The sequence below is a fragment of the Anaerostipes rhamnosivorans genome, assembly GCF_005280655.1.
Lineage (GTDB): Bacteria > Bacillota > Clostridia > Lachnospirales > Lachnospiraceae > Anaerostipes > Anaerostipes rhamnosivorans.
Genome location: NZ_CP040058.1, coordinates 140,286 through 153,561, shown reverse-complemented (window position 1 = coordinate 153,561; position 13,276 = coordinate 140,286). Strand labels below are relative to the sequence as shown.

Here is a 13,276-nt window from a genome sequence, read left to right as displayed (position 1 = left end):
ATAATGGAGCAGGAGTGCTTTCATGTTAAAAAGGTCTTAAACAATAATGTCATATTTTCAAAAAACCAAGAGGGACAGGACATTATTCTCACCGGCCTTGGACTGGGTTTTCAGAAGAAAAAAGGGGATCCGGTGGAGACAGAAAAAATTGAACGAATTTTCTTACTGGAAGAAGAAGCTACAGGAAACAGACTTTCGGAGCTGTTAAAACAGATTCCTATTGATTACTTTTATCTGGCGGATCAGATTAAGCAGCATGCAGAACAAAAGCTTTCTAAGGAATTAAATCAGAATATCTATGTGACTCTCTGTGACCACATGTATTATGCGGTAGAACGTTTTAAACAAGGACTTTTGTTCCAAAATCAGTTGATGTGGGAAATCAAACGTTTCTATCCCCAGGAATATCAGATTGCGTTGGAAGCAATCAAACTGATGAATTCCACTCTCAAGGTGGAGCTCCCCGAAGATGAAGCCAGTTTTGTTGCCTTGCATATTATTAATGCAGAACTTAACGGACAAGAGATCCAGTCTGTTATCGACATGACAAGGCTGATCAAAGGAATCTGCAGCATTGTACAATATGAGTTTAAAATTGATTTTGATGAAAGTTCATTGAACTATACAAGGTTCATACTGCATTTAAAATTCTTTTCCCAGCGGCTTATGATGAATGAGCCTCCGGCAGAAGAAGCATCTTTTTTATACCCTCAGGTTCAGGAAAACATGCCGGAAGCATTTCAATGTTCCCGGAAGATTGCTTCTTACATACATAAAAGTTATGACTATACTATTACAAAAAGTGAACAGGTCTATCTGACCATTCATATTGAACGGCTGCTGTCAGAGAGCAGAAAGCTGTAAATCATCGGTTGCTAAGATTGTGACTGCTTCGGGCAGGCAAGACTTAAGATAAATTATTTCAATCTTAAGGAGGAAACAACATGACAAACAAACAAATGGCAGAAGAAATTCTGCAGAAAGTAGGCGGGAAGCGAAATGTGATTTCTTATTCCCACTGCTCCACAAGGCTTCGCCTTGACCTGAAAGATTCCAGCAAAATCGACCGGGAAAGTCTTGATAAGCTGGATGGTATTCTATCTGTGATGGATGTAGCAGGGCAGACCCAGATTGTACTCGGTCCCCAGGTCCAGTACATTTATGAAGAACTCCAGGGGATCTTTCCGCAGAGTTCTTCTGCTTCTTCGGATGCCGGCAGTCAGAAAAAGAAAGGGTTTTTAGGATCAGCTCTGGAGATCATCTCCAGTCTGTTTACTCCCCTCATTGACGTACTGATCGGCGCTGGTATTTTAAAGGGACTTTTGAGCATCCTCACTGCATCCGGTCTTTTGACAGACGCCAGCGGAACCTATCAGATTTTAAATGCAGCTGCGGACAGTCTATATTATTTTCTTCCAGTGGTGCTGGCGATCACTTGTGCCAAACGCTTTAAGACAAATATGTTTGTGTCCGTAACAATTGCCGGAGCATTATTATATCCGAATCTGACGGCTCTTTATGATGCCGGAAAGGCTATCAGCTTTTTAGGTATTCCTGTACAGCTTACTACATTTAAGAGCAGCGTATTCCCGATTATATTTGCAATCTTACTGCTCTCCTATGTAGAAAAAGGCCTCGCAAAACTGCTTCCTGAGAAGATCAGAAGCCGGATTGCTCCGTTTTTCTCTCTCCTAATTGTAGTTCCTGTGACGATTACCGTCTTTGGACCTCTTGGCTCTATGCTCAGTAATACGATAGCAGGCTTTTACATGAATCTGTATGGATTTAACCCTATGATTGCGGGAGGTTTCATCGGCGCCATTGCTCAGGTGCTTGTTATTTTCGGAATTCATTGGGGATTATTCCCGATCATTTTCTCCAACATTGAAAAGTTTGGTTTTGATACTATCCTGGCTGTATTTGGTCCCAGCATTATCGCCCAGTCAGGCGCCGCTTTCGGTGTATGGCTGAAAACAAAAGATCAACGGCTGAAACAGATTGCGGCCCCTGCGGCTCTCATGGGATTCTTCGGGATTTCTGAACCCGCAATTTATGGAATTACACTAAAATATCGCAGAGCATTTGCGGCTGCTATCATTGGAGGAGGTATCGGTGGTGCCGTTGCAGGAGCCTGCGGTGCCAGGGCTATGGCTGTAGCCGTCGCTGCCATTCCAACCTTCCCTGCTTACTTCGGTGCCGGATTTACCGGGTTTATAATTGCCTATTTTGGTGCTTTCCTGATTTCCGCTGTTCTTACTTATCTTTTCGGTTTTAATGATTCTATGATACCGGAATCAGAACGGGCTGATGCAAATATCACGGCAGATCATACAGAGCTCGGTACATCCACATGCAAGGCTGTGGCAATCAAAGTACATGCGCCTGCTGACGGAACGGTTCTCCCTTTGAACAAAGTAAAGGATCCTGCATTTTCCTCTGAGGCCCTTGGAAAAGGTATTGCAGTAATTCCCAAAAATGGACAAATCACCGCACCTGTTGCTGGAACTGTGGCCGCCGTTTATCCAACCTTGCATGCCTATGGCATTGTAAGTGAAAACCAGGAAGAATTTTTAATACATATCGGAATTGACACGGTAAAATTAGATGGTAAATACTTTACGTCTCATGTAAAGACTGGTGATATTGTCATGCCTGGAGATTTAATTGCTGCAGCTGAAATAGATGAGATTAAAAAAGCAGGGTTTGACCCTACGGTCATCATTGTTGATACATCCGGCGGCTCTGAGAGAAAAATGACCTTACTCCGGGAGGGATCCGTCTCTTCCCAGGAAGATCTGCTGCTCATAGAATCATTATAAGGAGATCTGTATGTTTAAAGAAAAAACGATCCCTCTTTATGCTGAAAGTAACGATTGCTGCAGACTGAAACAAATTCCCTGCTGTAACAGGGACCACCTTCTCGATCCTTCTGTGATCGGGAAGGTGGAAAAGTCCGGAGTTTTTCTGACAGGCTATGAGAACGCCCCCTTCACACCTTTTATGGATCTCTCTTCCCTGAGGCTTGAAATGGGATCTGAGAATTTGGACATCACACAAGAGTTGGTAGAAGAAATGCCCTTTTTGATCAGACTTTCTGACCGCTTTATCCCTGTAACTTTTTTTCGTTTACCAAATGGGCAAATGCAGAAACCTGTGATTTTCTTCCACGGCGGAGGCTTCCTCGGGGGAAGTACTAAGGTTCTTGAGAATCAATGCAAGTTTCTGGCAGAACAGTCCAAAGCTACTGTCATTTCCGTGGACTACCGATTGATTCCTGAAAATCCGTTCCCCGCGGCTCTCAATGACTGCAAAGAGGTTATCTCTTGGATCTGGGACCATGCGGAAGAATGGAATTTGGACAGAAACAAAATCACTGCTGCCGGCGAAAGTGCCGGCGGCAATCTGGCAGTTTCATGCTCCCTTTCTGAAACAGGAAAAAAAGTTGCGCTGACCATGCCGGTGTACGGTGCACTGGATTTATCATATGCCGAAGATACGGACTACTGGGACTATCATAAATATGAAGTCATCCCTGAACACTACAATCATGCAATCACAAGACTCAACCGCTTTCGGATTTTAAACAATACCATTCATGATTTGTACGCAGCCAACGGAGAAGATGTGAAGGATCCTTCGATTTCTCCGCTTTATGCAAATGATTTGTCCAAACTAAAAAAAGCGGTGATCATCGAAGCCGAATTTGACTATTTCCGCTTATCCAATGATTTATTTGCTGAAAGATTGTGGGATTCTGGGATACCGTGTGAGGTGATCCGTTACCAGGGTATGGATCACGGTTTTTATGACCGCTTGGGATTTTGCCAGCAGACAAAAGATTGTATTATGGAAATGGCACTACAGATCAGAAAACTGTAAAAGAATAAAGGCAGCGGATGGTGTGATGATAGTATTATACCTCACACCCGTTGCACATGTAGTCTGCAAAGATCCTCATGGCATCTGTCTGCGCTGTTCCCGCAAGCTTTGCAAGGACAACAGATAATTTCGTAGGCGGATCCAGCGGTACAACTTTTACCTGGCCGGCCTGAAAGATCCGGAAGTTGCTTTTTGCCAGCAGGCTGATACCTTCGCCCACTGCAACGCCGCTGATAATGGATTCTACCCTTCCGGTCCGAACAATCTCAGGAGTAATGCCTGCGTCTTTCAGAATCTGGATGCAAAGCTGGTGTATGGATGTGTACGCATTCATTAATATGAACTTTTCATCGTACAGATCCGTCAGCTTTACAGATGAACAGCTGCATAATCTGTGGTTTTCAGGGAGAACGGCCATCAGTTCATCCTCTGCCAGCGGAACAGAGACACATCCAAGCTTTGAGAATAGATTCTCCCTGGCAATAATATAATCATACTTTTTCTGGCGAAGCCCTACCAAAAGCTGCGCCTCTTCTGTCTCTTCAAAAGAAAAATCAATCCATGTATTTTGCTCCGTGAACAATTTTAAACGGGCCGTCAGATTATATTGGGTCAAAATCGGCAGTGTACCGATACAGAGTCTCTGCCTCCGGTTCCCCTGATAGGGCTTCAGTCTTGTGAGCATCTCAAAATAGTCCTGGTTCAGACGGCAGGCTTCCTCATAGAATATCCTTCCGGCCTCAGTCAGCGAGGCTTTTCTTTTACTCCGATCAAATAATTTTACATTCAACTCTCTTTCCAGCTTAATGATTTTTTTTGACAGAGTTGATTGAGATATATTCAAGGTTTCTGCTGCTTCCAGAAACGTGTCATTTTCCACTACGGCGATCATATCACTTAATTGTTCAAAGGTCATGGCTGCCTCCTATTCATTCCATTATGGAATCAATTATACTACAAATCGAATTGATTCACTACCTGCCCCTTGCTAATATGGTTACAAAAGGCCCCTGTTTCACATAAAATTCATGAAATACAAGAAAGGAATAAGATTTATGTCTGATAAAGTTACTGATCTTCGAAGTGCTATTGAACGATTAAAAGAAATGCCCGGACAGCTTTTGGAAACCCATGTTCCTGTGGAACCTATGGCAGAGCTTTCCGGTATCTACCGCCATGTGGGAGCAGGAGGGACTGTCAAGCGCCCTACAAAGGAAGGGCCGGCTATGCTGTTCCACAGAGTAAAAGGACATCCTGGGGCTAAAGCCGCCATCGGTCTTCTGGCAAGCCGCAAACGAGTGGCTTCCCTTCTGGATTGTCCCCCTGAGAAGCTTGGCTGGAAGCTGTTTGAATGTGCCGGACATCCCATAGAGCCAGTGGTGATCCATGGAAAAGCACAGTGCCAGGAGGTGGTCCACCGGGCGGATTCCCCGGATTTTGACTTGAGAAAGCTGGTCCCGGCCCCGACCAACACACCAGTGGATGCTGGACCTTATATTACCCTTGGCATGTGCTATGCCTCCCATCCAGACACAGGTCTCAGTGATGTGACCATCCACCGGCTCTGTATTCAGGGAAAAGATGAACTCTCCATCTTTTTTACTCCCGGTGCGCGGCATATCGGCGCCATGGCAGAGCGGGCAGAGGAGCTTAACCAGCGGCTGCCGATCTCTGTCAGTATCGGTGTGGATCCTGCCATCGAGGTTGGCTCCTGTTTTGAACCGCCCACCACACCGCTGGGATTCGATGAGCTGTCCATCGCCGGTGCCCTTCGTGGGGAACCTGTAAAGTTATGCCGCTGTCTCACTGTCAAGGAACATGCCATTGCCAATGCAGAGTATGTTATTGAAGGAGAAGTGATTCCCGGAGTGCGTGTGCAGGAGGACCAGAACAGCCATACAGGTTACGCCATGCCGGAATTCCCGGGATATACGGGTCCTGCCAGCAGTCAATGCTGGATGATCAAGGTGACGGCTGTGACACACCGGAAAGATCCTATTTTACAAACATGCATCGGTCCCAGCGAAGAACATGTATCCATGGCAGGAATCCCCACAGAAGCCAGCATTATCGGAATGATCGAAAAGGCCATGCCCGGACGTCTTCAGAATGTATACTGCTGTTCTGCCGGGGGAGGCAAATATATGGCAGTCCTGCAATTCTGCAAAAAAACAGCCAGCGATGAGGGACGCCAGAGACAGGCTGCTCTTCTGGCATTTTCTGCCTTCAGCGAACTGAAGCACATATTCCTCGTTGATGAAGATGTGGACTGTTTTGATATGAATGATGTGTTATGGGCTATGAACACCAGGTTCCAGGGTGATGCGGATATCATCACCATCCCCGGTGTCCGCTGTCATCCGCTGGATCCATCCAATGATCCTGACTTTTCACCGAGTATCCGGGATCATGGGATCGCCTGCAAGACCATTTTTGACTGTACTGTTCCCTTTTCATTAAAAAAGCGGTTCCAAAGAGCACAGTTTTTAGACGTTGATCCCAGCCCGTGGATGTCTGGACAGAAGGAACATGAGGTGTAGAATATGAGAAAAAAACGATTATTGGTGGGCATAAGCGGGGCATCCGGCATGCCGTTGGCCGTGGAAGTACTGCGGGCATTAAAAGCTTCCAGAATAGAAACTCATTTAATCTGCACAGACAGTGCTGCAAGAACCCTCTCACTGGAAACCAATTTAACCTTAGAGGATCTCCAGGGCCTTTCCCATACAGTCTATGATAACCGCAATATCGGTGCCGCTCCGGCCAGCGGCAGTTGTCCCATGGACGGTATGATCGTTGTTCCATGCAGTATGAAAACCTTAGCGGGGATTCACTGCGGGTACAGTGACAGCCTGCTTCTCCGGGCCGCCGATGTGACCTTGAAGGAACGCCGGAAACTTGTGCTTGTGGCCAGGGAGTGTCCTCTTAGCAACATCCACCTGAGAAATATGTATGAAGTTTCCCAGGCTGGCGCCGTCATCCTGCCCCCTGTGCTGAGTTATTACAATCATCCTCAGTCTGTGGCGGATATGACAAGGCACGTGGCCGGCAAGATTTTAGATCAGTTCGGAGTAGAATTTGAAGGATTTCAGCGATGGGAAGGAAAATGAAATGATAAAGCAGACTTTGCTGAAGACAGAATTGTTCGGGTATGAGATCTGTGCCCATGTGACCCATCTCGATGAGGGTATCCAAGTTCTTATCGCAGGCGGAAGCCGCACTCATATTGGCGCGGTGAGTTTTATGGGGTATAATGGAAATATTCAAACTCTACAGTTTCCGGGACATAAAGACGGATATGTGAGTACACGCTGGGCCAATGCCCTCTGGGAAAACCTGCACGAACCTGTCTGTATCCAATGTGGGATCCATTATGATCGTCTTGAAAACAACCAGATAAAAGAAGTACTTAATGTTTGTGATGAGATGTTGAATACGTTTCTTATAAGTCTATAATCAAAAGATTGATTCTCCTATCTTTTAATAGCATTAATAGTATTCATAAAACGGAAACGACTTAACGCCTTTTCTAGTCTTGACTAAAAGCTCCATCGATGGTATAGTGTACAAAGATTATATGCATATAATGGAAACTATTGATATTTAAAGAAAAAAAGGTATTGACATGAAAAGACTTTTAATTGGTTTATTAATCACAACAACTATATTTTCCTCATCTACTTCTGCCTTCGCCATGGATAAAAGAGTCAAGGCATCAAAACATTGGGTTTCGACTAAGGAAATCACGGCTAAAGAAGCAAAAGCAAACAAGAACTGGAAAAAAGGTTATCTTAAAGGAAACGGCAAGGGGTATGTAACGGCAAACCAGAAGCATTATGTTACAGTTAAATTGTGGGCAGACTATTCAACAGGATGTTGGAAAACTTCAAAAAGAATATGGGGAAAAGGCAAAGTGGAGAATAGTACCGGATGGGCCACAAAAAATTGCTGTCTGATTGATTTGTATTCTTCAAGTGTGTATTATGGATTTTAATAACAGACTGAAACATTATCTGGTTTTCGTGACCATTATAATCATATTTGTCTTTGGATCATCTGTCTATTCTTATGCCTTAATTGTCGAAAGAAATAATTCCTCAATTTCTCAAAATAGCAGCCAAGGAGATTGGCTGCTAACTGACAATTACGACAGAAAAGGTTACCGTTATGAAAACTTTCTAAGAAAAAAAGATTCTTTAAATATTTTAAAACAGGTATATCAACATCTTATGAATATAAAAAATATTGATTATTATGAAATATCAAACCAAGATTTTATTTATACAAAAAAATTTCAAGGCAGCAAAAGTTTCATTAACAGGAAAGGAAACCAAAAAATAGATGATGTGCTGATCACACCCTTGAAATCTATGCAGGTTTCAGAACTCTATGCAAAAAGACAAAATCTCGATCAAAGCATACAAACTGGAGAATTTTTTAATCAATCTGCATATAAAAAAACTTCTAATCAGATCGTTCCTGTTGTGGCGGGTGCAAATTATAAACATATTTTTAAGCTAAATTCTATTGTTGAAAACTCGTATCTAGCAACTAAAAATATCCGCTGTAAAATAATAGGTTTTCTAGACAAAAAAACAAATGTCAAGGTTGATGAAGAAATTATCAATTTAGACAATTATTTAATCATGCCTAGCATTAAGCTATCTCCTCAGGATACTCTGGATTTTAAACAGATTCTTTTATCTGACAAGTGTGAAGGGTATCTACATTATGATAATAAAAATGAATATCATCAGGTTGTCCAGCAAGTAAAAAGAATTGTGAAAGAAACCGGCTATGAATATATCATACCGCCCGAAGAAAAACATAATCTATATAACCTTTCCATTGGGCAAACTTTTCTGATTTTTCTTTCATCTGCTTTAGCTTTTCTGTTGGTTATTAGGAAATTATACCGAGATTATATCATTAAAACAGAAAAGGGGCTGTTTTTCGTCACATTTAAGAATCTTACAGTTTATCTCGGTTGGCTGTTTTCAGCTTTTGTCATCAGTCAGGGGATTCTTTTAGCACTATACAAGAAGCACCAGAATATATTTATTCGTACAAGGCTCACTACGGTGCTGTTTTTCCTGGCGGTTGGCTGTTACCTGACATTATTGTCTGTGCTCCGATGGAAGAAAGAGGATTAATCATGAAAGAAAATTTTTCTAAAGGCGCTATACTGCTTGCCCAGGCTCTGATCGCTGGATTGATTATTTATGCATTAATTGCAATCGTATTAAAAGTAATGGGTAAGACAAAAACTTTTAAAAACGGCGATTGGTTTTTGCAGTACCTCTTTACTGTATATCTTATTTTTATTGGTATTGTCACGGGCATGTTTGCTTTTGATGCCTGGAGTCTCAATGGAGCCCATAACTATAATCTGATTCCTTTTATCGGTGAAGACCTTTCTTACATCATATTAAATATCTTGTTGTTCCTGCCCATGGGAGTATTTGTCCCCTTAATGCAGCAGACTGAAAAACGAAGTCTGAAAAAAACAGTGCTAATTATATTGCTTTTGTCCCTTTTCATCGAATGCATTCAGTTTTTCTTCGTGGGAAGGCTGGCAGACATTGATGATCTGATTGCAAATACCCTTGGAGGACTTTTGGGTTATACTTTTTTTAAGGTTTCAGCTTGTCTGGTCAACCGATATAATAGTGGCAGAAAATCTGGCCTTGGAACTTATTCCATTGTCCTCAGTGTCATTACTCTGTTTTTTGGTTTTACTTTTCCACCTATGACCTGTTATGGAGATATGATTCTTGCGCGATTTGGAATTCCGATCTGGTCAGGCAATCAAAATGGAATCATTTCTCTGGACGGACTACATTATAGTTTATTTCTCTATTTGATATTAAGCTTTCTGGGACTTCTTTTAGCTATGAGATATCCCGGTGATCTTGGAGCTAAGACCGGCAAATTCATATCATACATTGCTATTTTATACTTTATAATTAAAATAATTCTAAATCTTATGCAAACCTATCTGTAATGGAATTTAAATGTAAAATAGACTGTTTGGAAAATCATTTTCGATTTTCCAAACAGTCTATTTTAAAATTAATTTTCCTTTCCCATAAGCCTTCTCCGATCCATCTCGATCAGCTCTCTGGCGGAATGAACATCGGTCACCAGCCCGTCCACGATCTTATGTTTGAGAGCCGCATACAGACTTGCCGCTTTCTCTGTCCCCTCTGTCACAGCAATCACTTCCGGAATCCGTTTGATCTCTTCAATATTTAAAGAGATGAGCTGCCTGTTCCATTTACAGTCTATCAGTTCTCCCTCTTTGTCAAAATAATTATAAGAAATGTCACCGACCAGGCGTCTGCTGATGTCATCCTTCTCCCGGTTGATCCCGTGCAGATAAGATTCGGTCAGCTCAAAATACTGAGGTGAGCTGCCAAGTCCCACCACAGCCAGTTCCGCATTTCTGGCTTTTTCCATAACACTTTTAATAAAGTGCTGCTTTAAAAGCATTTCCTTTGCCTCATAGGAATCTAAAACAATGGGGGCATGCAGCTGAAGGCTGTTCCCCCCGCTGTTCTTTGCCATCCGCTCACACACCACATTGGCCTGGATCTCCCACCGTTCTTCCCCCAATCCTCCCGACATAGGTACAAATGTCACATGGTCAAAGGGCACTCCCGATGAAAAGCTCTCAGCGATCTGGCGGGTGGTAGTTCCCGCCGTCATTGCCACATACTTCACAGTAGACAGCTTTCTCGCCACATATTTTGCTGCTGCCGCACCCACTGTTTTTACCGGATTTTCACTGTTTTCCACACTGACGCACACTACCTCTCTGATCTGAAACCGTTTCTTAAGTTCCTCCTCCAGCTTCCTGTACGGGTGAAACTCCTCGTCATGGATAATGATCTCTACAATCCCGATCTTTCTCGCTTTAGAAAGCAGCTTCGAAACCAGGGACCGGCTCATATTAAACTTTTTAGCGATCCTCTGCTGTGTCCATTCCTCCTCATAATAAAGCCTGGTGATCTCAGCAAGCATCCTGACTTCCTCTGCATCTGCCATCATTCTCCCTCCCACACTGACTGTATTCCCTCTGCTGACACGATTATAGCAGATCTGCAGGTCACTCATCCATTCCAAATATTCTCATGGCAGCCATCACATCCTGCTTCATAGCTTCCGTGGCCGCCAGTGTAAGACAGTCATAGGCCAGATGTTCTCCGGACTGTTTTACAAAGCTTCTAGCCGCGTTCCCTCCCGCTGTATTCATATATGTATAATAGTTAATCTTACAGATTCCCTCTTTTATGGCTCTGCGGTAATTGTCTCCGGATACCCCAGAGCCCCCGTGCATGACCAGGGGAATGCCGGTTTTTTCACTGATCTGAGTTACAATGGAAAGATCCAGCCTTGGCTGCTTTACATAAAGACCATGCACTGTGCCAAAGGCAACGGCCAGGCAGTCCACTCCAGTACGCTTCACAAACTCCTCAGCCAGAGCAGGATCCGTATAAATGTTGTCCTCCCCGGGATCCTCATTGATATTTGCCACATGCCCAAGTTCTGCTTCCACAGATACTCCCACACTGTGGGCAGCTTTAACAATCTCTGCCGTCTCCATGAGATTCTGCTCAAACGGCTTGGCAGACGCATCATACATAACAGAAGTAAACCCTGCCCGTATTGCCTCCATGCACCGTTTGAAGGTGCTTCCGTGGTCCAGATGCACTGCCACCGGCACAGAGGCACTCCTTGCATAGTGCAGCATCAGCGGGGCAATCTCATTTAAATCTATGATCGTATCATGACTCTGGGCATGCTGGAGGATCACCGGCCTCTGAAACTCCTCAGCTGCACCGATTATGGCACGAATTCCTTCCAATGTGGTTCCGTTGAATGCCCCAACCGCCTGTTTTTTGTTCTTAGCATCTTCTAATAATCCCTTTAAAGTAACTAACATTCCCTTCCTCCCTATCGTGTCAGATCTACATTATATTCATCCAGCAAAATCTTTTCAGCCTCCGCATTCCAGCATCCGTTGTGGGCCTCACATGATACTGCCAGCTTTTCAAACAGTGGATTCTCCCTGCCAAGCTCCGCAAAATCTTCAATAGCTGTCAGCGGCAGATCGATCTGTGTATAGATCATTTTTTTCCCGCCCGGGATCTCCGGAACATGCAGAGTAGTCTCAATGGCACTGCTTAATCCTCCGATATGTGTTACCATCACCGTAGGGCGGATTCTTTTTTGTTCCATCAGCTTCAGGGCGTCATGGAGATCCTCATTGGTGCTTCCGGTAAATCCCACCAGATGGGTGTATGAATAATGCACATTGTACATATTGATCCTGGCTGAAAGCGATTGATCCACAGGGCCAGCAAAGAAATTCATGCACCCGTCTTTTCCCAGCACCCGGTCCGCCTGCTCGATCAAAGTTTCCACCGGAGCATAGACAAACACATCATCATATCCTCTGCCACCGTTCAGATCTTTCAGTTCCTCTGCCGTATCCCGGCATTCATTTGCATTCACAAAATACAGCTCTTTTCCGCTTTCCGGGTCAGGAACCAGCATTTTTTCTGCTCTGTTAAGCCGGTCTTTGGACATATCAACGGCGACAATCTTAGAAGGCCCGTTTTCCAGCTGTAGGGCATAGTCAATACACTCTAGCCCCATGGGTCCGCACGCTCCAAAGATCACAAGACTTCCCTGGGGTTTCACTCCCATACGGTGTTCATGGTCTTCCTCCGATGTGTGGTACATTCTCCGATACCCGGCAATGATACAGGCCGTGGGCTCTGATAAGGAAGCTTCAAAAAAGGAGTCTCCATTAAATGGAATCAGACAGCCGTGCTCCATAACTTCCCGGGGAAGAATACAGTAGGTGCAGTCTCCCCCATAAGTCTCGTAGTAGTAACCCGCTGTTTTCATCCGGCCGTTTTCAGTGACCGTGGGCAACACCGTAAACTTCTGGCCCTCCTGGTATAGATCTTTCCATTTCGCGCCTGTTTCTATGATAACTCCTGACATCTCATGCCCGATGACCGAAGGCCTCTCTTTAAGATCCGGCCTGGCTCTCTTGTGGGCTGCCCCCTGCTTAGACAGCTTATAAGTGGACATACAGACGCTGTCAGAAATGACCTTTACCAAAATCTCATCTTCCTTTATAGGCGGCAGTTCAAATGTATCCAGCCTCAAGTCCTCTTTTCCATAAAGTCTGATCGCTCGTGTTTGCATAGTTAGCACCTCTTTCTTATAATTCAGGTTTGTATTGAAATTCAACCCCATCATAATTACCTTCCTTCACCTTCGTCAACCAAAAGTGAAGACATGGAACAAATGTTATGGAACACTCTGGTTTTTTGTATTTATTTTTGTGCAATCGTAAAATATGTTCCAAAACAATCAGATG

At 43.9% G+C, this 13,276-nt stretch carries 13 protein-coding genes; 9 read left to right on the top strand and 4 right to left on the bottom strand.

The annotated features are described in order from the left end of the window. The first annotated feature begins 3 nt into the window (after positions 1-3). The 3 genes from licT (at position 4) to AR1Y2_RS00735 (ending at position 3,879) form a co-directional block, all read left to right on the top strand. The gene (licT, locus tag AR1Y2_RS00745; protein WP_137327241.1) at positions 4-864 is read left to right on the top strand and encodes a BglG family transcription antiterminator LicT; all 861 of its coding nucleotides are present in this window, start codon (positions 4-6) and stop codon (positions 862-864) included. A gap of 80 nt (positions 865-944) precedes the next feature. Next, the gene (locus tag AR1Y2_RS00740; RefSeq protein WP_054335585.1) at positions 945-2,819 is read left to right on the top strand and encodes a beta-glucoside-specific PTS transporter subunit IIABC; all 1,875 of its coding nucleotides are present in this window, start codon (positions 945-947) and stop codon (positions 2,817-2,819) included. A 10-nt stretch (positions 2,820-2,829) separates the two neighbouring features. Next, entirely contained in the window at positions 2,830-3,879 is a 1,050-nt protein-coding gene (locus AR1Y2_RS00735) for an alpha/beta hydrolase (protein WP_137327240.1), read from the top strand. Positions 3,880-3,913: 34 nt separating this feature from the next. Here the strand turns inward: AR1Y2_RS00735 and AR1Y2_RS00730 are convergent, their stop codons facing one another. Then, positions 3,914-4,795 carry a LysR family transcriptional regulator gene (locus AR1Y2_RS00730; RefSeq protein WP_137327239.1) on the bottom strand — a complete coding sequence of 294 codons (882 nt, stop codon included), beginning with the start codon at positions 4,793-4,795 and terminating at the stop codon, positions 3,914-3,916. Between the two features lie 139 nt (positions 4,796-4,934). Here AR1Y2_RS00730 and AR1Y2_RS00725 point away from each other — a divergent pair, with 139 nt between their 5' ends. The 6 genes from AR1Y2_RS00725 (at position 4,935) to AR1Y2_RS00700 (ending at position 9,883) form a co-directional block, all read left to right on the top strand. Then, positions 4,935-6,419: a UbiD family decarboxylase gene (locus AR1Y2_RS00725; RefSeq protein ID WP_137327238.1), complete on the top strand. Its 1,485-nt coding sequence runs from the start codon at positions 4,935-4,937 to the stop codon at positions 6,417-6,419. A gap of 3 nt (positions 6,420-6,422) precedes the next feature. Beyond that, positions 6,423-6,989: a UbiX family flavin prenyltransferase gene (locus tag AR1Y2_RS00720; protein WP_137327237.1), complete on the top strand. Its 567-nt coding sequence runs from the start codon at positions 6,423-6,425 to the stop codon at positions 6,987-6,989. 1 nt (position 6,990) lies between these two features. Continuing rightward, positions 6,991-7,335 (top strand): prenylated flavin chaperone LpdD, encoded by a 345-nt coding sequence (lpdD, locus tag AR1Y2_RS00715; RefSeq protein WP_054335588.1) that lies wholly within the window; start codon positions 6,991-6,993, stop codon positions 7,333-7,335. 169 nt (positions 7,336-7,504) lie between these two features. Further along, positions 7,505-7,873: a hypothetical protein gene (locus AR1Y2_RS00710; RefSeq protein WP_137327236.1), complete on the top strand. Its 369-nt coding sequence runs from the start codon at positions 7,505-7,507 to the stop codon at positions 7,871-7,873. Further along, positions 7,863-9,032 (top strand): hypothetical protein, encoded by a 1,170-nt coding sequence (locus AR1Y2_RS00705; RefSeq protein WP_137327235.1) that lies wholly within the window; start codon positions 7,863-7,865, stop codon positions 9,030-9,032. The genes AR1Y2_RS00710 and AR1Y2_RS00705 overlap by 11 nt, the downstream gene beginning before the upstream one ends. A gap of 2 nt (positions 9,033-9,034) precedes the next feature. Continuing rightward, complete coding sequence (locus AR1Y2_RS00700) at positions 9,035-9,883, top strand: VanZ family protein (protein ID WP_175403549.1); 849 nt, start codon at positions 9,035-9,037, stop codon at positions 9,881-9,883. 68 nt (positions 9,884-9,951) lie between these two features. Here AR1Y2_RS00700 and AR1Y2_RS00695 read toward each other — a convergent pair whose 3' ends face one another. From AR1Y2_RS00695 to AR1Y2_RS00685, 3 genes are read right to left on the bottom strand one after another with little or no spacing between them, the layout of a single operon-like run. Beyond that, entirely contained in the window at positions 9,952-10,995 is a 1,044-nt protein-coding gene (locus tag AR1Y2_RS00695) for a sugar-binding transcriptional regulator (RefSeq protein ID WP_243118896.1), read from the bottom strand. After that, positions 10,988-11,824 (bottom strand): class II fructose-bisphosphate aldolase, encoded by an 837-nt coding sequence (locus tag AR1Y2_RS00690; protein ID WP_137327232.1) that lies wholly within the window; start codon positions 11,822-11,824, stop codon positions 10,988-10,990. The genes AR1Y2_RS00695 and AR1Y2_RS00690 overlap by 8 nt, the downstream gene beginning before the upstream one ends. 11 nt (positions 11,825-11,835) lie before the next feature. Continuing rightward, entirely contained in the window at positions 11,836-13,101 is a 1,266-nt protein-coding gene (locus tag AR1Y2_RS00685) for a zinc-binding dehydrogenase (protein ID WP_243118814.1), read from the bottom strand. Positions 13,102-13,276: the final 175 nt, after the last annotated feature.